Consider the following 21,105-nt stretch of genomic DNA (forward strand, 5'->3'; position numbering starts at 1 on the left):
CTTACTCGAGGTCTGGACCCGAACCTGCCTGCCGCTCCTAGCACCCCCGACGGTGAAGCCACGGCGACCGCGCCGTGCCCTCGACGGCGCGTGGTTCGACCTCGCGGAGAGAACCTAATGCCCCAAAACACCTACTTACGTAGGCAAAGGACTCCGTTATCCAGATGTGATTGCGCGCAAAGGCCCCCTCGCCGCGAACGACGAGGGGGCCTTTGCGGGTGTTTCGCGTCAGTTGAAGTCGACGGCGCGGATCGTGTGCGCACCGACCGAAGCGCCGATCGGCTCCAGCAGGTGGGCGTCGATGTGGCGGTCGACGCGCAGCAGCATCACCGCGTCGGAGCCGTCGGTCGTCTGGCTGATCTGCGCGGCCTCGATGTTGATGCCGGCCTCGCCGAGCAGCGTCCCGACGCGGCCCATCACGCCCGGGCGGTCGCCGTACTCGACCAGCAGGACCGTGCCCTCGGCGCGCAGGTCGAACCCGCGGCCGTTGACCTCGACCAGCTTCTCGACCTCGTCCTTGCCGGTGACCGAACCGGACACGGTCAGCACCGCGCCGTCGGCGTGCACCGCGCGCACCGTGACCAGGCTGCGGAACTTCGGGCTCTCCGACTCGGTCTCCAGCTCGACCTGCACGCCCAGCTTCTCCGCCAGCTGCGGCGCGTTGACGAACGTGACCTGGTCCTCGACCACGCCGGTGAACACCCCGCGCAGCGCCGCCAGCTGCAGCACCCCGGTGTCCTCACTGGAGATCTCGCCCTTGACCTGAACGGTCACCGACGCCGGCGCCGTCGGGTTCAGGGCGGTGAGCAGCTGGCCGAGCTTCTGCGTCAGCGACAGGTACGGGCGGACGTGCTCGCCCACCGCGCCGCCGCCGGAGACGTTCACCGCGTCCGGCACGAAGTCGCCGCGCAGCGCCAGCAGCGTGGACTTCGCGACGTCGGTGCCCGCGCGGTCCTGCGCCTCGGCCGTCGACGCGCCCAGGTGCGGCGTCACGACGACGTTCGGCAGCTCGAACAGCGGGCTGGCCGTGGTCGGCTCGGTGACGAAGACGTCGATGCCGGCACCGCCGACGTGACCCGAGCGCAGCGCGTCGGCCAGGTCCTCTTCGACGATGAGCCCGCCGCGGGCGGCGTTCACGATGATGACGCCCGGCTTGGTCTTCTTCAGCGCCTCGGCGTCGATGAGGCCCTTGGTCTCCGGGGTCTTCGGCAGGTGGATGGAGATGGCGTCGGCGCGCGACAGCAGCTCGTCGAGGGTGACGAGCTCGATGCCGAGCTGGCCCGCGCGCGCGGCCGAGACGTAGGGGTCGTAGGCGATGATGTGCGTGTCGAACGCGGCGAGGCGCTGGGCGAACAGCTGGCCGATCTTGCCGAGGCCGACCACGCCGATGGTCTTGCCCTGCAGTTCCACACCGGAGAACGAGCTGCGCTTCCACTCGCCGGCGCGCAGGCTCTGGCTGGCGGCCGGGACGCGGCGCGCGACCGAAAGCAGCAGCGCGACGGCGTGCTCGGCGGCGGAGACGATGTTCGACGTCGGCGCGTTGACGACCAGGACGCCGCGCTCGGTGGCGGCGGGCACCTCGACGTTGTCCAGGCCGACGCCGGCGCGGGCGACGACCTTCAGCTGCGTCGTGGCGGCGAAGACTTCGGCGTCGACCTTCGTGGCGGAGCGCACCAGCAGCGCGTCGGCGCTCTTCACCGCCTCGAGCAGCGCGGAGCGGTCCGTCCCGTCGACGTGCCGGACCTCGACCTCGTCACCGAAAACACTCAGCACGGAGGGGGCGAGCTTCTCCGCGATGAGGACGACGGGTTTGCTGGGCTTGCTCACGATGCGGCTCCCACTATCTGGTCATTTCCAGGACGCTTTGTGTCGACAGACGGACTCAGCACGTCGTTGTGCCCCGGTCGAGGCGGAGTTTAACCCGCTGGGCCGCCCCCTGGCTTCCCACGGTGTTAACTCACTCGTAATCCCTCGAAAACAAGTGCCAGGAGGCGCTGCATGCCCTCCGGGCCGGGCAGGTGCCCGCCCGCCCAGGATGCCGCGTGCAGCAAGAGAAGAAGCTCGTGCGTGGTGACGTCCTTGCGTAGTGCGCCTTCTTTTTTCGCGCGTTCCACCAGATGGGAACCCGCCTCCCGCATCGCGTGACACGACGCGTACAAACGGGACGATTCGTCGCTGAGGGCGTCGGCGGTGAGCTCCACCAGGCCGCGGAACGTGCCGGTGGCGACGCCGAGCCCGGTCAGCCAGGTCTGCAGCGCGGCCAGCGGCTCAGGGTGGGTGAGCAGTTCGCGCGCCCGGTCGGCCTGCGCGTCGAACCGGGCGCGCAGCAGCGTCTCGAGCAGGGCCTCCCGGGTCGGGAAGTGCCGGTAGAGCGTGCCGATGCCGACGCCGGCGCGGCGCGCGATGTCTTCCAGCGACGCCTCGACGCCGTGCTCGGCGAAGGCGCGCTGGGCCTCTTCGAGGAGGCGCTCGTAGTTGCGGCGGGCGTCCGCGCGCATCGGCTTGACTTCGGTCATCGCCCTTCCGACCCTACCGGGTAGCCAATCGGAGGCTACCTCCGTATATTAACCGGAGGCAGCCTCACATTACTGGAGGGAACGAGGATGACCCTGGTCGAAGACACGCGTGCCCGGCTCGGCGCCATCGGCGCCTGGCTGCCGAGCGCGCCCCTGCAACCACCCCCGGACGTCGAGCGCACGGCCACCCGCCGGCTCGCCGAAGCCGGCTACCGCTCGGTGTGGAGCGGCGAAGGACCCGGCACCCGCGAGGTGTTCGCCCACTTCGGCGACCTGCTCGCCTCGGTACCGGACGTCGTGCTCGGCACCGGTATCGCGAACACCTGGCTGCGGCGCGGGGTGACCACCGAAAAGGGCGGCGCCACCCTCGCCCAGGCCCACCCGGGACGGTTCGTGCTCGGCATCGGCATCGGGCACGCGTTCCAGGCCACGAAGCTCGGCGAGGAGTACCGGCCGATCGACCGGATGCGCGCGTATCTGTCCGAAATGGACGCGGCGGCGACGGAGACCCCTTCTCCGGTGGCGTTTCCGCGCGTGCTGGCCGCCGTCGGACCGCGGATGCTGGAGCTGTCGCGCGATCTCGCCGACGGCGCGCACCCGTTCGCCCAGCCCGTGTCGCACACGCCGTACGCCCGCGGCATCCTGGGGCCGGACAAGCTGCTGATCCCGCAGCAGACCGTGCTGCTCGGCGGTCGCGAGGACGCCAGGGAGAGCGTGCGGCGGCGGGTGGCGCAGTCGCGCGAACACTCCGTCACGGTCTACCTCGCGGGCTGGAAACGGCTCGGTTACACCGATGCCGACATCGCGGGCCCCAGCGACCGGTTCGTCGACGACCTCGTCCTGTGGGGTGATGCTTCGACCATCGCGAAGCGCCTGGACGAGCTCCTCGACGCGGGCGCGGACCACGTGCTGCTGACCCCGTCCGCGGCGACCTTCGAGTCCACTGTGGACCTGTTGCTGGAGCTGGCCCCGGAGGTCGTCCGATGAGCGTCGGGATCTGGCGGTTCTTCGACGGCGACCCGATTTCCGCGGTGCGCGAGACGGCCGCGGAGATCGAGGAGCTGGGTTTCGACGCGATCTGGTTCGGCGAATACGCCGGGCGGGAGGCGTTCACGCAGGCGGCGTTGCTCCTCGCGGTGACGTCGAAGCTGACGATCGCCACCGGCGTCGCGCGCTTCGACCAGCGTTCCCCGCTCGCGGCGGAAGGCGCCGTCCGCGCGTTGGGCGAGGCCTACCCGGGCCGCTTCATCGCCGGTCTGGGCGGGCACCGGCCGGGCGCGCGGCCGCTGACGGCGTTGCGCGAATACCTCGACGGGATGGACTCGGCCGAGCTGCCGGGACTCCCCCAGCCGGCACCGCGGCCGCGCCGGGTGCTCGCGGCACTGGGCCCGAAGCTGCTGGACCTGGCGGCCGAACGCGCCGACGGCGCCCACCCGTACTTCGTCCCGCCGGAGCACACCGCGATGGCCCGGGAGCGGCTCGGGCCGGGCAAGTACCTGGCGGTGGAGCAGGCGGTTCTCCTGGACGCTTCCCCGTCGGCCGCGCGGGAGCACGTCGACCCGTACGTCCGGCAGGCACGGCACCACCGGGAGAACCTGCGCCGCCTCGGCTTCACGGAGGAGGACCTGGCCGACGGCGGCAGCAACCGCCTGGTCGACGCGATCGTCGCAACCGGCGAGCATGCGGCGGCGAACCGCATCCAGGCCCACCTCGACGCGGGCGCCGACCACGTCTGCGTCCAGGTCCTGGCCCGGACCCCGGACTCCTACCGCCGCCTGGCGGACGTGCTCCGAGGGGCATCACTCGTGTCCTGACGGGCATCACCTGTGACTGGAGAGGCATCACGTCCGATGCCCGCGCAATCACGCGTGATGCCCCTTCAGTCACGCGTGATGCCCGCGCAATCACGCGCGATGCCCCTTCGATCACGCCGGAGTAGGGTGGCGGGACGCGGTGAGGGCCGCGTCCCGTCCGCGGAAAGGGCCGAGCCCACCCCCGCAGCACCGCACCACCAGCTCCGCACCTTCTTTCCTGCCCGGTGCCGGCGGACCACGGGCGTCGAGGGAAGGAGGCACCATGGGCACGTTGCCCGCCAAACCCAGCCTGGACCAGCTCCGCAAACGCGCGAAGGACCTCGCACGCGCCGAAGGCGTCAAACTCTCCGAAGCGCAGTTCCGGATCGCCCGCGACCACGGCTTCCCGAGCTGGCCGAAACTCCAGGCGTACGTCCGGCGCGTCACCCAGCACGGCGAAAACCTGCAGCACCCGTACCACCAGGACGTCCACTACTACGCCGAACGCGCGCTCGGCCTGCTCGCCTCGGCCGAGGACGAGACGCCCGGCGCGCGAAAGCCCTTCGAGCGCTGGGAACAACCGCTCACCCGGGACGGCGCACTCGTGGTCGTCGCCCGCGAACACGGTTTCGTTTCCTGGCGCACCCTCCGCGACCACGTCAAGTCCCTTGTGGACAGTGGGGAGCCGTTTGCCCGGGCGTACCGCGCGGTCGAAGCACGGGATCCCGAAGCCCTCAAAACGCTCCTCGACGAGTTCCCCGGCCTGGTCACCGCCCGCGGCACCAACGGCAACGACCTGCTCGGCATGGCCGGCGCCACCTGCGACGAGCGGCTCAGCAAGATCCTGCTCGACCACGGCGCCGACCCGGCCCGCGGCAACGTCCACGGCTGGACGCCGCTGCACCAGGCCACCTACAGCAACCTCCCGCTCCTGCTCGACATGCTGCTCGACGCGGGCGCCCCGGTCGACGTCTCCGCCCGCGGTGACGGCGGCACTCCCCTGGTCGTCGCGTTGTTCTGGGGTCACCGCGAGGCCGCGGAGAAGCTGGCGCCCCACAGCCGGGCGCCCGGCAACCTGCGCGTCGCGGCCGGGCTCGGCGACCCGGACCTCCTCGACGAGCTCCTGCGACCGGGTCACCCCGCGGCCGGCGCGCACCGCGGCTTTTACCGCCCGCACAGCGGTTTCCCGGCCTGGCACCCGGCGGACGATCTCACCGAGGCCAAGAACGAAGCACTGGCCTGGGCCGCCCGCAACGACCGCGTCGGCGCACTCCGCACGCTCGTCGAGCGGGGCGCCGACGTCGACGCGGACGTCTACCGCGGCACCGCCCTCGCCTGGGCGGCGGCCACCGGCCGGATCGCCGCGATCCGGACGCTGCTCGACCTCGGCGCGGACGTGAACCGGAAGGGCACCTTCGGCGGCCCGAACCACGGCGAAGGCGTCACGGCGCTGCACCTCGCCGCGCAGTCCGGGCACCTGGACGCGATCCGCGTCCTCGTCGGGCACGGCGCCGACCTCGGCGCCCGGGACGGGATCTTCACCAGCACCCCGGAGACGTGGGCCGACGTGTGCGAGCAGCCGGCCGCCCGGGATCTCATCCGCTCCCTGTAGACAACCGGAGTCTGTAGTCCGTATCGTCGGAGGCGGACTACAGACTCCGTTTTGCCACTGGGAGGATTCATGACCACACCCCGCGACGTGTTCGCCGCCCTGTCCGACGGCATCGGCGACGGACGGTTCGGCGAGCTTTCCGCGCTCTACGCCGAAGACACCGTCGTCGAACACCCCCAAGCCGTGCCGCGGCCGACGCGGCTCACCGGCCGCGCGGCCGTGCACGAGCGGTTCGCCGGCCCGCTCGCGACGGCGGTCCGGCTCAAGCCCAAGAACGTGGTCGTCCACGAGACGACGGATCCCGAGGTGATCGTCGCCGAATACGACTATGACGCCGAGTCGGTCGAAACCGGCCGGACGACCACGGCCGCCAACATCCAGGTGCTGCGCGTGCGCGACGGCCTGATCGTCCATTCCCGCGACTACCACGACTTCCTGCGGCTCGCCGCGCTCCACGACGGCGTCGACCTGCTGGCCAAGGCCTACGAGCAAGCGCCGCCGCGGGTCCTTTCACCGGTCACGCCGGAGACCTCGGGCACGGTGTTCGAGCGGCTCGTGCACGGCGTCGCCGGCGGGCGCTGGGACGAGCTGCCGGAGCTGTACGCCGAGGAAACCCACGTGACGCACCCGTTCCTGCCGGGCTCGAGCGTGGTCCGCACGCGCGACGAGCTGCGAGAGCACTTCGCAGCGGGCAAGGCGTTGAACCCCGGCTTCTCGGTGACGGACCTGGTCACCTACCAGGGCACCGACCCGGAAGTCCTGATCGGCGAGTTCGCCTACCAGGGCGAGTACGGCGGCAAGCCGGTGCGGATCGCCAACATCTTCTCGATGCGCGTGCGCGACGGCCTGGTCGTCGAATCCCGCGACTACGGCGACCACCTCGCCATCGCGGGCGAGCTCGGGAAGATCCCCGAGCTGGCGGCGAAGCTCTAGGCCTGCGCGAGGTCTTCGGGCAGGTCGAACTCGCCGTCGCGGACGCCCTTGAGGAACGCGTCCCACTCGGACGGGGTGAAGACGAGGACCACGCCGCCGGGGTCGGTCGACTTCCGCATCGCGGTGTAGGTGACGCCGTCGGTGTGCGGGATGTGCGCGTATTCGACGACCTCGTCGAGCGTGACGCCCGCCGGCTCGGCCCGGACCCATTCCGCCTTCGACAGGTCCAGCTCGTGCCGGATGTGCGCCTTGTCATCGCTCATGCGAATAGCGTAACCAAGCGCCGGAAGCACTGAAGGGGACGCCCCGAGCGGGCGTCCCTTCAGCGTCCAACCGAAAAAGATCAGGCGGTCTCGGTGATCGGCCGGTCCACCCACGACATCAGGTCGCGCAGCTTCTTGCCGGTCGCCTCGATCGGGTGCTGGTTGCCCTGCTCCTCGAGCTTGGTGAAGTTCGGCCGGCCGGCCTCGTCCTCGGCGACCCACTCACGCGCGAACGTGCCGTCCTGGATCTCGCCGAGGATCTTCTTCATCTCTTCCTTGACCGCCGGCGAGATGACGCGCGGGCCGCGGGTCAGGTCGCCGTACTCGGCGGTGTCGGAGATCGAGTAGCGCTGGCGCGCGATGCCGCCCTCGTACATGAGGTCGACGATCAGCTTCAGCTCGTGCAGCACCTCGAAGTAGGCGATCTCCGGGGCGTAGCCGGCCTCGGTGAGCACCTCGAAACCGGTCTGCACCAGCGCCGACGCGCCACCGCAGAGCACGGCCTGCTCGCCGAAGAGGTCGGTCTCGGTCTCCTCGGTGAACGTCGTCTTGATGACGCCGGCGCGGGCGCCACCGATGGCGGCCGCGTAGGAAAGGGCGAGCGCCTGCGCGTTGCCGGTGGCGTCCTGCTCGACGGCGATGAGCGCCGGGACGCCCTTGCCGTCGACGAACTGGCGGCGCACGAGGTGACCCGGGCCCTTCGGGGCGACCATCGCGACGTCGACGTTGGCCGGCGGCTTGATCAGGTCGTAGCGGATGTTGAAGCCGTGCCCGAAGAAGATCGCGTCGCCGTCCTTGAGGTTCGGCGCGATGTCCTGCTCGTAGATGAAGCGCTGCTTCGTGTCCGGAGCCAGGATCATGATCAGGTCGGCTTCGGCCGACGCCTCGGCCGGGGTGAGCACGCGCAGGCCCTGCTCCTCGGCCTTCGCCCGCGACTTGGACCCCTCGGGCAGGCCGATGCGGACGTCGACGCCGGAGTCGCGCAGGCTCAGCGAGTGGGCGTGGCCCTGGCTGCCGTAGCCGATCACGGCGACCTTGCGCCCCTGGATGATCGAGAGGTCGGCGTCGTCGTCGTAGAAGATTTCCACTGCCATGGGGGTTACTGCTTCCTTTCCTGACTGACTTGCTTCTAGCGCGGGGAGGTGGCGGTGATCGAACGGGCGCCTCGGCCCACCGCGACCATGCCGGACTGCACCAGCTCGCGGATGCCATAGGGCTCCAGCATCCGCAGCAGCGCACCGATCTTGTCGGACGTCCCGGTGGCCTCGACGGTGAGCGCCTCGGGAGAGACGTCCACCACCTTGGCGCGGAAGAGCTGGACGGTTTCGAGGACCTGGCTGCGCACGGTGTTGTCGGCGCGGACCTTGACCAGCAACAGTTCACGCTGCACGGCGGTCGACTGCTCCAGCTCGACGATCTTGATCACGTTGACCAGCTTGTTGAGCTGCTTCGTCACCTGTTCGAGCGGTAGCTCTTCCACGGCGACCACGATCGTCATGCGGGACACCTCGGGGTTTTCCGTGGGCCCGACGGCGAGGGACTCGATGTTGAAACCGCGGCGGGAGAACAGGCCCGAGACGCGCGCGAGCACACCCGGCTTGTTTTCGACCAGCACACTCAGCGTGTGGACGCTCATCTCAGCGCTCACCTTCCAGGGCGGCTTCCGCGGCGGCCTCGGTCGTCTCCACCGAAACCTCGTCGTCGTCGAACAGCGGCCGGATGCCCCGGACCGCCATGATCTCGTCGTTGCCGGTGCCGGCCGCGACCATCGGCCACACCTGGGCATCCTTCCCGACGACGAAGTCGATCACGACGGGACGGTCGTTGATCTCCATCGCGCGGCGGATGGTGGCGTCGACGTCTTCCTTCGTCTCGCAGCGCAGGCCCGCGCACCCCAGTGCCTCGGCCAGCAGCACGAAGTCCGGGATGCGGTGCTTGTGCGTGCCGAGGTCGGTGTTGGAGTACCGCTCCGAGTAGAAGAGGTTCTGCCACTGCCGGACCATGCCCAGGTTGCCGTTGTTGATGACGGCGACCTTGATCGGCGCGCCCTCGATGGCGCAGGTGGCCAGCTCCTGGTTGGTCATCTGGAAGCAGCCGTCGCCGTCGATCGCCCACACCGGGGTGCCGGGGACGCCGAACTGCGCGCCCATCGCCGCGGGCACCGCGTAGCCCATGGTGCCGAGGCCGCCGGAGTTGATCCAGGTGCGCGGGTTCTCGTACTTGACGAACTGCGCGGCCCACATCTGGTGCTGGCCGACACCGGCGGCGTACACCGCGTCCGGGCCGACGAGCTGCCCGATCCGCTCGATGACGTACTGCGGCGACAGCGAACCGTCGTCCGGCCACTCGTAGCCGGCCGGGTAGTCGTCGCGCCAGCCGTTGGCCTGGGTCCACCAGTCGGTGAGGTCGGGCTTGCCGCCGTGCTCGAACTCGGTCTGCACGGCCGTGATCAGCTCACCGATGATCTCCTTGCAGTCGCCCACGATCGGGACGTCCGCCTTGCGGTTCTTGGAGATCTCGGCCGGGTCGATGTCGGCGTGCACGATCGCGGCGTCCGGCGCGAACGACGACAGCTGGCCGGTGACGCGGTCGTCGAACCGGGCGCCGAGCGCGACCAGCAGGTCGGCGCGCTGCATCGCGGCGACGGCGGCGACCGTGCCGTGCATGCCCGGCATGCCGAGGTGCTGCGGGTGCGAGTCGGGGAACGCGCCGCGCGCCATCAGCGTGGTGACGACGGGGATGCCGGTCAGCTCGGCGAGCTGCTTCAGCTGCTCGTGCGCCTCCGCCTTGATCACGCCGCCACCGACGTAGAGCACCGGGCGACGCGACTTCGCGATGAGCTTCGCGGCTTCGCGGACCTGCTTGCCGTGCGGGCGCAGCGTGGGGCGGTAGCCCGGCAGCCGCAGCTCGGTCGGCCAGGAGAACGAGGTCATCTCCTGCAGCACGTCCTTGGGGATGTCCACCAGGACCGGGCCCGGCCGGCCCGTGGACGCCAGGTGGAACGCCTCGGCGATCGTCCGCGGGATCTCCGCCGGGTCGGTCACGAGGAAGTTGTGCTTGGTGATCGGCATGGTGATGCCGCAGATGTCGGCTTCCTGGAACGCGTCGGTGCCGATCAGCGCCCGGGACTGCTGCCCGGTGATGGCCACGACCGGGACGGAGTCCATGTTCGCGTCGGCCAGCGGGGTGACGAGGTTGGTCGCGCCCGGGCCCGAAGTCGCCATGCAGACGCCGACCTTGCCGGTGGCCTGCGCGTAGCCGGTGGCCGCGTGCCCCGCGCCCTGCTCGTGGCGGACCAGGATGTGGCGGACCTTCGTCGAGTCCAGCAGCGGGTCGTAGGCGGGCAGGATGGTGCCGCCCGGAATGCCGAAGACCACCTCGGCGCCGACCGCCTCGAGGGAGCGCACGAGGGACTGCGCGCCGGTGACGCGCACCGGGGTTCCCGCCGGTGGCGCCGGCTTCGGACGTGCTCCGGGCGTTCCGGGCGTCGGCCCGGGTTTCGCGTCGCTGCGCGACGTGGCACTGGTCATCGGTTCTGCCTCGTGGGTCTCGGTGTCACTCGTTCGGGTCTTTTTTGGGCTCGCTTGGTGCGGTGGGGCGGGGAATCTCTTCCCGTGGGCAACAAAAAACCCTCGCCGACCGTAAGGTCGCACGAGGGTTCGCGCGTCGACGCAGCGGAAAGTCTTCCCTAAGCGTCGACGCGCTTGGGAAGTACGAGGCCGGTCAGCGGTGTCACGACGCTGACGCTAGTCCGAAGGTCTCTCAGGTGTCAACTCTGCGGGATGACGTGTCCGCATCGTGGACACCGGCGCGGCGCATGTCACTCGCGCCCGACCCGGTTCCGGGCTGGTCCGCGCCGCGGTGCACCATTTCGGGGTGGCCGAAAAAGAGCAGGACGAAGGCCGGAAGGCCGTCTTCCGGATCCCCCGCACGTCGTTCATGGCGATCGCGCTCCTGACGCTCTGCGTGACGCCGATCGCGCTCGGCGAGATCCCGTACCTGCAGTGGCTCTACATCTTCCCGATCGCGCTCGCGGTGTTCGTGGTCCGGACCCGCACGATCGCGACCCGCACGGGGCTGGCGACGCGCACGATGTTCGGCCACCGCGACGTCCCGTGGTCGGCGCTCAAGGGACTGGCGATCACCAAGAAGTCGCGCGTGCAGGCGGTGCTCGAGGACGACACGAAGGTGCCGCTGCCGACCGTGCGGACCCGGCACCTGCCGGTGCTTTCGCTGGTCAGCGAAGGTCTCGTCGCCGACCCGAGCGGCTTGCTGGATGCCAAGGACGTCAAGCCGGCCAAGCCCGAGACGTCGCCCAGCGAGTAGCCCTCGGGAACCCGTGGGCTAAATTGGTAGGACCAGTTTCGCCGGAGCGTCCCCGCCCTCCGCCTGGCCCACCATTCCGACCTGGGAGTTCGCCGTGCCGCCTCTCCGTTCCCGGACCACCACCCACGGCCGCAACGCGGCGGGCGCGCGCTCGCTCTGGCGCGCCACCGGCATGACCGACAGCGACTTCGGCAAGCCGATCGTGGCGATCGCCAACTCCTACACGCAGTTCGTGCCCGGCCACGTGCACCTCAAGGACCTCGGCGAGATCGTCGCCGGCGCGGTGAAGGAAGCCGGCGGCGTCGCGCGCGAGTTCCACACCATCGCCGTCGACGACGGCATCGCCATGGGCCACTCCGGCATGCTCTACTCGCTGCCCTCGCGCGAGATCATCGCCGACTCGGTCGAGTACATGGTCAACGCGCACCAGGCCGACGCGCTCGTGTGCATCTCCAACTGCGACAAGATCACACCGGGCATGCTCAACGCCGCGATGCGGCTCAACCTCCCGGTCGTGTTCGTCTCCGGCGGCCCGATGGAGGCCGGCAAGGCCGTTGTCGTCGGCGGGGTCGCGCAGGCGCCGACCGACCTGATCACGGCGATCGCCGCGTCGGCCAGCCCCGAGGTCGACGACGACGGGCTCGACATCGTCGAACGCTCGGCCTGCCCGACCTGCGGCTCGTGCTCCGGCATGTTCACCGCGAACTCGATGAACTGCCTCACCGAGGCGCTGGGTCTCTCCCTGCCGGGCAACGGTTCCACGCTGGCGACGCACGCCGCGCGCCGCGCGCTGTTCGAGGAGGCCGGGCGCACGGTCGTCGAGCTGTGCAAGCGCTGGTACGAGCAGGACGACGAGTCCGCGCTGCCGCGCTCGATCGCCACGCGCGAGGCGTTCGAGAACGCGATGGCCCTCGACATGGCGATGGGCGGCTCGACGAACACCGTGCTGCACATCCTCGCCGCCGCCCAGGAGGGCGAGGTCGACTTCACGATCGCCGACATCGACGCGATCGGCCGCCGCGTGCCGTGCCTGTCGAAGGTGGCGCCGAACTCGGACTACCACATGGAGGACGTCCACCGGGCGGGCGGAATCCCGGCGATCCTCGGCGAGCTGTACCGCGGCGGCCTGCTGAACACCGACGTCCGGTCGGTGCACTCCCCGGACATCGAGTCGTGGCTCGGTTCGTGGGACATCCGGGCGTCATCGCCTTCCGCGGTTGCTCTGGAGCTCTTCCACGCGGCACCGGGCGGAGTCCGCACGACCCAGGCGTTCTCGACTTCCAATCGGTGGTCGTCACTGGACACCGACGCGGCCGGGGGTTGCATCCGCGACGTCGAGCACGCGTACACGAAGGACGGCGGCCTGGCCATCCTGCGCGGCAACCTCGCCGAGAACGGAGCGGTGATCAAGGCCGCGGGCATCGACGAGGACCTGTGGCACTTCGAGGGCCCGGCGCGGGTGCTGGAGAGCCAGGAGGAGGCGGTGTCGGCGATCCTCAAGAAGGAGATCCAGCCGGGCGAGGTCCTGGTGATCCGCTACGAGGGCCCGGCGGGCGGCCCGGGCATGCAGGAGATGCTGCACCCGACGGCCTTCCTCAAGGGGTCGGGCTTGGGCAAGAAGTGCGCCCTGATCACGGACGGCCGGTTTTCGGGCGGATCATCGGGCATTTCGGTGGGCCACATCTCCCCGGAGGCGGCGGCAGGCGGTCTGATCGCCCTGGTGGAGAACGGCGACCGGATCCTGTTGGACATCCATGAGCGCCGCTTGGAGCTGCTGGTGGACCCGGAGGTGCTGGCCGAGCGCCGTTCGAAGATGGAGGCATCCGAGCGGCCTTGGCAGCCGAAGGACCGCCAGCGCCCGGTGACGGCGGCCTTGCGCGCGTACGCCCGGATGGCGACGTCCGCCGACACGGGCGCGGTCCGCGACGTGAACAAGTAGGTCCCGCTTCGAGCCGGAACAATGGGGTCCGGCTCAAGCCGGGACCGTCGGTTCCGGCTTGAGTCGGGCAGCAAATCCCGCTTCGGGCCGGAAACGTGAGTTCCGGCTCAAGCCGGGCAGCGGGTTCCGGCTCGGGCTGGGGCAGCAAGCCCCGCCTTGATTCGGGACCGTGAGTTCCGGCTTGAGCCGGGGCAGCAAGTCTCGGCTCGAATCGAGGCAGCGTGTTCCGGCCAAGCCGCGGCAGCAAGTCTCGACACGAGCCGGGCAGTAAGTCTCGGCACTAGCCGCGAAGGCCGTCCCACTTCCGGGGCGGCCTTCGCGGCGCCCGAACCCCCTCAGGCCGCGAGGGGGACCCCCGGTTTCAACGTTACCGGCGAGCACCGACACTTCCGACCCCGCGAAGCCGAGTTGTCCACAGCCCCGCCCCGCGAAGCGAGGTTGTCCACAGCCCTCGCCACCACAACCACTACCGCGTCAAAACAATGACCACCACAGCAGCAGCGGCCGCCAGCAACAACGACACCAGCGCCAACGGCAACGGCCGCTTCCGCCAAGGTGTGTTCCGCTCCAGCGAAATCGGCCCGGACCCGGTGAACAGCAGGCTCAGCGCCGAAGCCGCCACCAGCAGTTCGAACTCGAACCCCTGCCCCTGTCCCTCGAAGAACCCGCCGTGGAACTTCGCGTAAACGGCGTTCGCCGCTACCCCCAGCAGACCCGCCGCGGCCAGCGGCGTGAACAGCCCGACGATCACCAGCACCCCGCCGCCCAGCTCGGTGATGCCGGTGATCCACGACAGCAGCGTCGTCTGCTTGTGGTACCCGAACGTCTCCAGCGCCCGCGCGAACCCGCCGATGCCCGGCCCGCCGAACAGGCCGAACAGGTGCTGCAGGCCGTGCGCGCCCATGGTCGCGCCGAGCGCCACCCGCAGGATCAGCAGGCCGAGGCCCAGCCCGCCCTGGCGAGGGGTGTCGTCGGGCCCGTCGTCCTGGACGTCCGAAAGGAGGCTGGTGGGCTGCTGCGAAAAGTCGTCTCCACTGCTCACGCGCGAAGAGTAGGGGATGCGGGCTGACCTGGCGAGAGACCGCGCCGCGTGTCAGTACTCCCCGTGCACGAGGTTGTCCGGCAGCTCCCCGCCGGCGTACCGCGCGATCTCGGCCGCGGCGACGGCGTACGACCGGCCCCGCACCCCGCGCACGGCCCCGCCGACGTGCGGGGTGAGCAGCAGCCCCGGCACCGTCCAGAGCGGGTGCCCGGGCGGCGGCGGTTCGGGATCGGTGACGTCGAGCGCGGCGCGCAGCCGGCCCGTGGCCAGTTCGGCGACCAGGGCGTCGGTGTCCACGACGGCGCCGCGGGCGACGTTGACCAGCACCGCGCCGTCTCGCATCTCGGCGAGGAACTCCGCGTCGACCATCCCGCGCGTCCGCGAGGTCAGCGGCACCATCAGCACGACGACGTCGTGCAGGCCGAGCAGCGCCGGCAGCTCCTTGACGCCGTGCACGCCGTCCCGCGCGGTCATCCCGACCATGGTGCAGCGCGCGTCGAACGGCTCGAGCCGCCGCCGCAGGTGCTGCCCCAGGTCACCGGCGCCGATGACGAGCACGCGCTTGCCCTGCAGCGTGTCGGTGCTCTGTCGCTCCCACCGCCCTTCGCGCTGCGCCGCGCCGAAGACGTCCAGCTTCCGGTACATCGACAGCAGCGCCGCGACGACCCACTCGGCGCTGCTCCCGCCGTGCGCGCCCCGGCAGGTGGACAGCAGGACGCCGTCGGGCACCTTGCCGACCCAGTCTTCGGCGCCGGCGGAAAGCAGCTGGATCAGCCTCAGGTTCGGCAGCGCGCGCCACAGCTCCTCGCCCGGCGGGTGCTTGCCGGGGATGAGCACCGCGGCTTTCGCAGCCTCGGGCGGCACCTGCTCGCCCCACTGGTGGCGGACGGGCAGGACCCGCGGCACCTCGGCGAGCACGGTCAGGCCCTCGTCGTCGGGCACCAGCACGGTCAGCGTCATGATCCTCACCGTAATCGAGGAGTACTCACCCATGGTTCACGCACCGGCCCTTAGGCTGGGCGATCATGCGCACCCGGTACCGCTCGACCCTGCTGGCGATCCTGGCCTGCGGCGTCCTGCTGCCCGCCGGGTGCGCGCGGTTCGACGACACCGCGGCCGGCCAGACCTTCAGCCCCGCGCCCGTGCCCAGCCCCGAGTCGCCGCCCGAGGTCCAGGGCCCCGGCGCGGACTCCGGCGGTGACGGCCGGCAGGCGCGGCCCGGCCAGTCGGCCACGCCCGTGCCGCCGCCGCAGGGCTGCAAGGACTTCGACCCGTCGGTGATCGCGACCTGCCTGGACACCGTCGCGGCGGTGGCCGGCCTGCCGGGTGACGGCTCGACGCCGAGCGCGCTGGCCGGCGAGCGCAAAAGCGGCCGCGTGCTGCTGGCGACGGCGGGCAAGGACGCCACGGACTTCGCGAAGCTCGACGTCGAGGCGGCCGGGGACGGCGGCCTGACGGGCCTCGCGCTTTCGCCGTCGTACGTCGAGGACCAGCTCGTGTTCGCCTATGTGACGACAGCGACGGACAACCGCGTCGTGCGCTTCGCCAAGGGTCAGGCGGCGAAGCCGGTGCTCACCGGCATCCCCAAGGGCGCGACCGGCAACCGCGGCACGATCAGCGCCGACAACCGGGGCGCGCTGCTGGTCGCCACCGGCGACGCGGGCAACCCGAACGCCGCCGCCGACCCGAACTCCCTCGCCGGGAAGGTGCTGCGGATCGACACGTCCGGCAAGGCCGCGGCGGGCAACCCGCAGGGCTCGCTGACCGTGGCGGCCGGCCTGCACGCGCCGGGCGGGCTGTGCGCCTCCGCCGACGGCGGCCGCGTGTGGGTCACCGACCGGCTGGCCGACAAGGACGCCATCTACCGGGTCCAGGCCGGGCAGCCGATGTCGACGCCGGCGTGGACGTGGCCGGACAAGCCGGGGGTCGCGGGCTGCGCCGACTTCGTCGACGCGAACGGCTCGGTCTCGGTCGGGATGTCGCTGGCCGGAAACCTGCAGAACCTGCCGGTGACCGCGGAAGGCGCGATCAGCGGCAAGCCGACGGTGAGCCTCGACGGGAAGACCGGCAAGCCGCCGGAGACGTTCGGGCGGCTCGCCGGGATGAGCATGATCAACCCCCAGCTCGCGGTGGCGGGCACGGTCAACAAGGACGGCGGCACACCGGTTTCGAGCGACGACCGCGTCGTGCTGATCACGCCGGCGACGTCCGGCGGCGGCAACGGCAAGGACTGACCGCGGCGACATCGCCCGCGCTAACCTCGCGACGTGACCGACCCTTTCCAGTTCCACGAGAGATCCCGTTCGGAAAACGACCCGGACTATCGCGCGCCGGCCGAAGCGGTCGATTCCTGGCTCGAACTCGCCCGGGCGGTCGAAGTCGAATTGACCCGGATGGGATTCGCCGCCTCGGTTCTCCGCGAAGCCGATTTCCATCCCTATCCCACCGGGGCGCACATCAGGGTGCACGAGTCCCACCCGTTCGGCGTGGAGATCAGCTGGCGGGCCCCGGTCACGGAAACGGAAAACTACCGCGCGGTACTGCGGGCCCAGGACGCGAGCAGCCCGCTGCTCAGGTACGTTCTCGACGCGCGGAAGGTCGTCGCCGAGGCCTTGCTGGACGTTCTGGCGAAAGCCGGGTTCCGGACACGGATCGACCACGAGGGAAGCACTTCCCACCTCCACCGCGTTCTCGAAGCGCCCCGGACCCCCGTCGACTGACCTACGTCAGCGGCTTCAGCTCCACCCGCCGTCCCTCGGCCGACGACGTCAGCCCGGCCTCCGCGAGCTGCAACCCGCGGGCGGCCGAGAAGAAGTCGTAGCGGTGCTGCCGCCCGGCGACGACGTCCCGGACGAACTCCTCCCACTGCGCCTTGAAGCCGTTGTCGAACTCGGCGTTGTCCGGCACCTCCTGCCACTGGTCGCGGAACGGCTCGGTGGCCGGCAGGTCCGGGTTCCACACGGGCTTCGGCGTCGCCGAGCGGTGCTGGACGCGGCATCGTCGCAGGCCGGCGACGGCGCTGCCCTCGGTGCCGTCGACCTGGAACTCGACGAGCTCGTCGCGGAACACCCGCGTCGACCACGACGAGTTGATCTGCGCGATGGCCCCCGACTCGAGCTCGAAGATGCCGTACGCGGCGTCGTCGGCCGTCGCCGCGTACGCCTCGCCTTGCTCGTCCCAGCGACGCGGGATGTGCGTCGTCGCTTTCGCGGTCACGGCCTCGACGCGGCCGAAGAGGTTCTCCAGCACGTAGTTCCAGTGGCAGAACATGTCGAGCACGATGCCGCCACCGTCCTCGGCGCGGTAGTTCCAGCTCGGCCGCTGCGCCTCCTGCCAGTCGCCCTCGAAGACCCAGTAGCCGAACTCGCCGCGCACCGACAGGATCCGGCCGAAGAACCCGCCGTCGACCAGCCGCCGCAGCTTCCGCAGCCCGGGCAGGAACAGCTTGTCGTGGACGACGCCGTGACAGATCCCGGCGTCCCGCGCGAGCCCGGCCAGCTCCAGCGCCGCCGGGAGCGTGTCGGCCAGCGGCTTCTCGGCGTAGACGTGCTTGCCCGCGGCGATCGCCGCCCGCACCGATGGTTCGCGCGCCGACGTCAGCTGCGCGTCGAAGTAGATCCGGACGTCGTCCAGCGCCGAATCGACGTCGGTCGTCCACGCGGTCAGGCCGTGCCGATCGGCGAGTTCCTTCAGCTTCGCCGCGTTGCGCCCGGCGAGGATCGGTTCGAGCTGCACGCGGGTGCCGTCGGGCAGCTCGACGCCGCCCTGCTCGCGGATGGCCAGCACCGACCGGAGCAGGTGCTGCCGGTAACCCATCCGGCCGGTGACGCCGTTGAGCAGCACTCCGATGGCGGTCTGGTTCATCGCTGACGGCCTTCCTGATCGAGGGCTTCCTCGCCGTACGGCGAGGTGACACCCGGGATGTCGTATTCCGCGCGACGCCCGCACATGCCGTAGCCGTCGGGGTTCGACGGCGTCGCGACGCGGACGCCCGACTGGTCGAGGTGGCTCCCGTCGCCGTCGGCGAGTGCCTTGAGGTGTGCGCCGGTCAGTTCGGCGGCCTTGAGCGCCCCAGCCTGCCAGCGCGGTACCCAGTCTCCGATTTTCGGCGACACCAGCGCGACGGCCGCCCGGTGAAAAGTCCGCAACGGCTCCGGATCGCCGTCCAGCAGCGCTTCGCGCAGCGGCAGGTAACCGCGAACCGCCAGGTCACGACGCCTTTTGGCACCCTCGTCGGTTTTCGGCAACGCGGCGGCCTCGGCGTAGGTCTCCGCGTCCGCGAGCACGTCTGGTGGAAAAGTGAACACGGCGTCGCCCGCCTCGGGCAGGCCGCTGTTCTGCATGAGAACGGTGACGCGCAGGCCGCCGCCCTGCACCATCCGGTGGACGGTCCCCGGCGCGAACCACGCGATCACGCCGGCTTCGAGCGGCGTCTCGGCGTACCCGTCGGCGCTCAACGTCTGGACGGCACCTCGTCCGGCCGTGACGACATAGGCCTCGGTGCAAGCGAGGTGCAGGTGCGGGCTGCCGCCGCACACGCCATCCTCGGCTTCCCAGTCGTAGGCCCGCAAGTGCGAAACGCCGATGCCACCCGGTAGCGGGAATTCGTTCATGACCATCCGTGCCTGTCGAGGTATTCGGTCACCTGATCGCGGTCCCACGCGCCGTCCGCGACAACGACCCGGTAGCGGTACGTGAAGCTTTCTCCCGGCGGGAGGACGAATTCTTCGAAGAACGCCCACGAGAACGCCACCATGGGCGTCTCCTTGCTTCGGACGAACCAGTGCGACTCGTGGATGGCGTCGTCGTTTTCCGGCGAGTGCGCGAAGACGAGCGTCGAGTGCGCGTCGACGTCGTCGTGCTCGCCGACGAAGGCCAGCCACGGCGCCTGCGCGCCCATCATGTCGTCGCCGCCGAGACCACCGGGCCCGAAGACGCGGCCACCGCTGAAGTCACGCGGGCCCCGCCAGTGCAGCCCGGTGTACCCGGCCTGCTCGCGGCCGGCGGTGGTCGGGCTGCCGAACACGAGCGGCGTGTCCCGGACGTTGGTCAGTTCGATGCCCCAGTCGATCGCCCAGGCGCCTTCGCCGGGTTCGACGGAGTGGACGACGATGTCCCGCCGCTCGCGCGCCCACTCGTCGCCGCGGTGGGCCACCCAGGTGAGCCGTTCGGTGAAGGTCAGCCGGTCGCCGCCGACGGTGAAGCCGGCGAACCCGTCGTGGCGCATCGAGCCGATGCGGTCGGGCAGGTCCTGGTACCAGCGGCCGGGGACGTAGGTGTGGCCGCCCCAGAAGTTCTGGCCGGACAGGTGGCTCGACGTCATCTGCAGGCCCTTGTGCCACCGATGGTCGGCGGGCCGGTACCCGCTGACGCGCCGGCCGCGCAGGGTGCGCAGCGGGTGGGTATAGGGCTTGCGCGACTCGTAGGCGACGGGGTCGGGCTTGTACACATAGGACATGAGCGGGACCCCGCCGGCCTCGACGGTCACGCGGTCACCGTGCCGGTGCGTGACGGTGATCGCGGCGCTCATCCCGCACTCACCCCGGCCATTCCCAGGTAGAAGGGATCCTTGGGCCCGATCTCACCGCGGCGCACAATTTGCCCGGTGAAGGCGGCCTTGTAGAGAGCGGCGACGAACTCGAGAACCCGCCGCCCGTCGGCGCCACTGCACGGTGGTCGCTTTTTGGCTCGGAAGGCTTCCAACACAGGCTTGAAGGCGGCGACGTGCGAGCTGCCGACGTCCTCGGCCGGTGTCGTCAGTATTCCGGCAACGTCCGGCGCGGGGGTGTACCGCCAGTTTTCGGCAACGTGACCGTAGAGGTGCGCGAGCTCGACGGTGGCCCGCTCACAGTCGATCCGGATCCGGCTCACCTCATCGGGTGAAAGGACACTGTTGACGACGGTGGCGAGCGCCCCGGACCCGAACCGGACGAGCGCGGTGGAGACGTCCTCGGTCTCGACGTCGTGCACGAGCCGCGCGGTCATCGCCTGGACTTCGGCCCACTCGCCGTCCCCGGCGCCGCCATCGTCGTCGGCGAGCAGGTGGAGCAGCAAATCCATCTGGTGGATGCCATGGCCCATGGCGGGTCCACCACCTTCGGTCGTCCAACGCCCACGCCACGGGACGGCGTAGTAAGCGGCATCGCGGTACCAGGTGGTCTGACAATGCGCGACGAGCGGACGCCCGAGTTCCCCTTTCGCGAGCAGTTCCCGAAAGTGGGCAACGGCGGAGCCGGACCGCTGCTGGTAGACGAAGGAGACGTACGGCCCACCGTCAACTTCGACGGAGGTCATCTCGTCGTATTCGGCAAGCGAACGACAAGGCGGCTTCTCACACCAGACCCAGGCGCCGCTCCCGAGGACCTGTTTGGTCTGTTCGACGTGCAGCCCGGGCGGAGTGCAGATCGAGACGAGATCAGGTTCCTGCTCGGCGAGCAGTGAGCCGAGGTCCGGGTAGGGCTTGGCGTGCTCGGTGGTCGAACAGAAGGCAAGAGCCCGACCCTCATCGACATCGGCGGCGGCCACGAGATCGACATCGTCGCGGTGGGCTTGATAGGCGGCACGGTGGCTGTCGGCAATGGCCCCAGTCCCGACGACGGCAACCCGCAGCTTTCCCTGAGCCAACCCGGACTCCCTCCACACCAGCTTCGCCCCCTCGGAACGTCGACATGTGCTCCGCGG

20 protein-coding genes are annotated in these 21,105 nt (G+C 70.5%); 8 read left to right on the forward strand and 12 right to left on the reverse strand.

From position 1 onward, the window contains the following. Positions 1-228: 228 nt before the first annotated feature. Together serA and ACZ7PG_RS44165 are read right to left on the reverse strand one after the other, a co-directional pair. Positions 229-1,827: a phosphoglycerate dehydrogenase gene (serA, locus tag ACZ7PG_RS44160; protein ID WP_470245177.1), complete on the reverse strand. Its 1,599-nt coding sequence runs from the start codon at positions 1,825-1,827 to the stop codon at positions 229-231. Positions 1,828-1,952: 125 nt separating this feature from the next. After that, on the reverse strand, positions 1,953-2,516 hold the full coding sequence (locus tag ACZ7PG_RS44165) for a TetR/AcrR family transcriptional regulator (RefSeq protein WP_470245178.1): 564 nt from the start codon (positions 2,514-2,516) through the stop codon (positions 1,953-1,955). Positions 2,517-2,603: 87 nt separating this feature from the next. Between ACZ7PG_RS44165 and ACZ7PG_RS44170 the strand changes: the two genes are divergently transcribed. The 4 genes from ACZ7PG_RS44170 (at position 2,604) to ACZ7PG_RS44185 (ending at position 6,854) form a co-directional block, all read left to right on the forward strand. Next, positions 2,604-3,503: a TIGR03620 family F420-dependent LLM class oxidoreductase gene (locus ACZ7PG_RS44170; RefSeq protein WP_470245179.1), complete on the forward strand. Its 900-nt coding sequence runs from the start codon at positions 2,604-2,606 to the stop codon at positions 3,501-3,503. Beyond that, positions 3,500-4,330 (forward strand): TIGR03620 family F420-dependent LLM class oxidoreductase, encoded by an 831-nt coding sequence (locus ACZ7PG_RS44175; protein WP_470245180.1) that lies wholly within the window; start codon positions 3,500-3,502, stop codon positions 4,328-4,330. The genes ACZ7PG_RS44170 and ACZ7PG_RS44175 overlap by 4 nt, the downstream gene beginning before the upstream one ends. Positions 4,331-4,592: 262 nt before the next feature. Beyond that, complete coding sequence (locus ACZ7PG_RS44180) at positions 4,593-5,921, forward strand: ankyrin repeat domain-containing protein (RefSeq protein ID WP_470245181.1); 1,329 nt, start codon at positions 4,593-4,595, stop codon at positions 5,919-5,921. 69 nt (positions 5,922-5,990) lie between these two features. Continuing rightward, a complete protein-coding gene (locus ACZ7PG_RS44185; protein WP_470245182.1) occupies positions 5,991-6,854 on the forward strand; it encodes a nuclear transport factor 2 family protein in 864 nt (287 codons plus the stop codon). Here the strand turns inward: ACZ7PG_RS44185 and ACZ7PG_RS44190 are convergent. The 4 genes from ACZ7PG_RS44190 to ACZ7PG_RS44205 all read right to left on the reverse strand — a co-directional run bounded on the left by ACZ7PG_RS44190 (position 6,851) and on the right by ACZ7PG_RS44205 (position 10,647). After that, entirely contained in the window at positions 6,851-7,117 is a 267-nt protein-coding gene (locus tag ACZ7PG_RS44190; RefSeq protein WP_470245183.1) for a DUF397 domain-containing protein, read from the reverse strand. The two genes, ACZ7PG_RS44185 and ACZ7PG_RS44190, sit on opposite strands and share 4 nt — an antisense overlap. An 80-nt stretch (positions 7,118-7,197) precedes the next feature. Then, positions 7,198-8,211, reverse strand: coding sequence for a ketol-acid reductoisomerase (gene ilvC / locus ACZ7PG_RS44195; protein ID WP_323331932.1), 1,014 nt, complete (start codon positions 8,209-8,211; stop codon positions 7,198-7,200). Positions 8,212-8,246: 35 nt separating this feature from the next. Continuing rightward, positions 8,247-8,753, reverse strand: a complete 507-nt coding sequence (ilvN, locus tag ACZ7PG_RS44200; RefSeq protein WP_003080760.1) for an acetolactate synthase small subunit — start codon at positions 8,751-8,753, stop codon at positions 8,247-8,249. Between the two features lies 1 nt (position 8,754). Beyond that, a complete protein-coding gene (locus tag ACZ7PG_RS44205) occupies positions 8,755-10,647 on the reverse strand; it encodes an acetolactate synthase large subunit (RefSeq protein ID WP_470245184.1) in 1,893 nt (630 codons plus the stop codon). Positions 10,648-10,993: 346 nt separating this feature from the next. Here ACZ7PG_RS44205 and ACZ7PG_RS44210 point away from each other — a divergent pair, with 346 nt between their 5' ends. Both ACZ7PG_RS44210 and ilvD read left to right on the forward strand, forming a co-directional pair. Then, on the forward strand, positions 10,994-11,443 hold the full coding sequence (locus ACZ7PG_RS44210; protein WP_470245185.1) for a PH domain-containing protein: 450 nt from the start codon (positions 10,994-10,996) through the stop codon (positions 11,441-11,443). 94 nt (positions 11,444-11,537) lie between these two features. After that, a complete protein-coding gene (gene ilvD, locus ACZ7PG_RS44215; protein ID WP_470245186.1) occupies positions 11,538-13,382 on the forward strand; it encodes a dihydroxy-acid dehydratase in 1,845 nt (614 codons plus the stop codon). A 466-nt stretch (positions 13,383-13,848) separates the two neighbouring features. Here ilvD and ACZ7PG_RS44220 read toward each other — a convergent pair whose 3' ends face one another. Continuing rightward, positions 13,849-14,424, reverse strand: a complete 576-nt coding sequence (locus ACZ7PG_RS44220) for a DoxX family protein (RefSeq protein WP_470245187.1) — start codon at positions 14,422-14,424, stop codon at positions 13,849-13,851. Between the two features lie 51 nt (positions 14,425-14,475). Beyond that, a complete protein-coding gene (locus ACZ7PG_RS44225; RefSeq protein WP_470245188.1) occupies positions 14,476-15,384 on the reverse strand; it encodes an NAD(P)-dependent oxidoreductase in 909 nt (302 codons plus the stop codon). Positions 15,385-15,449: 65 nt separating this feature from the next. Here ACZ7PG_RS44225 and ACZ7PG_RS44230 point away from each other — a divergent pair, with 65 nt between their 5' ends. Both ACZ7PG_RS44230 and ACZ7PG_RS44235 read left to right on the forward strand, forming a co-directional pair. Beyond that, positions 15,450-16,658: a PQQ-dependent sugar dehydrogenase gene (locus tag ACZ7PG_RS44230; protein ID WP_470245189.1), complete on the forward strand. Its 1,209-nt coding sequence runs from the start codon at positions 15,450-15,452 to the stop codon at positions 16,656-16,658. Positions 16,659-16,691: 33 nt separating this feature from the next. Next, positions 16,692-17,144: a hypothetical protein gene (locus tag ACZ7PG_RS44235; protein WP_470245190.1), complete on the forward strand. Its 453-nt coding sequence runs from the start codon at positions 16,692-16,694 to the stop codon at positions 17,142-17,144. A 1-nt stretch (position 17,145) separates the two neighbouring features. Here ACZ7PG_RS44235 and ACZ7PG_RS44240 read toward each other — a convergent pair whose 3' ends face one another. Genes ACZ7PG_RS44240 through ACZ7PG_RS44255 form a run of 4 tightly spaced genes read right to left on the reverse strand, consistent with a single transcriptional unit; the run spans position 17,146 to position 21,048 of the window. Beyond that, positions 17,146-18,288 (reverse strand): Gfo/Idh/MocA family protein, encoded by a 1,143-nt coding sequence (locus ACZ7PG_RS44240; protein WP_470245191.1) that lies wholly within the window; start codon positions 18,286-18,288, stop codon positions 17,146-17,148. Further along, positions 18,285-19,037, reverse strand: a complete 753-nt coding sequence (locus tag ACZ7PG_RS44245) for a cupin domain-containing protein (protein WP_470245192.1) — start codon at positions 19,035-19,037, stop codon at positions 18,285-18,287. Before ACZ7PG_RS44245 ends, ACZ7PG_RS44240 begins: the two co-directional genes overlap by 4 nt. Further along, a complete protein-coding gene (locus tag ACZ7PG_RS44250; protein WP_470245193.1) occupies positions 19,034-19,954 on the reverse strand; it encodes a DUF6807 domain-containing protein in 921 nt (306 codons plus the stop codon). Before ACZ7PG_RS44250 ends, ACZ7PG_RS44245 begins: the two co-directional genes overlap by 4 nt. After that, the gene (locus ACZ7PG_RS44255) at positions 19,951-21,048 is read right to left on the reverse strand and encodes a Gfo/Idh/MocA family protein (protein ID WP_470245194.1); all 1,098 of its coding nucleotides are present in this window, start codon (positions 21,046-21,048) and stop codon (positions 19,951-19,953) included. The genes ACZ7PG_RS44250 and ACZ7PG_RS44255 overlap by 4 nt, the downstream gene beginning before the upstream one ends. Between the last annotated feature and the right edge of the window lie 57 nt (positions 21,049-21,105).

The organism is Amycolatopsis sp. NPDC114504 (assembly GCF_055633595.1).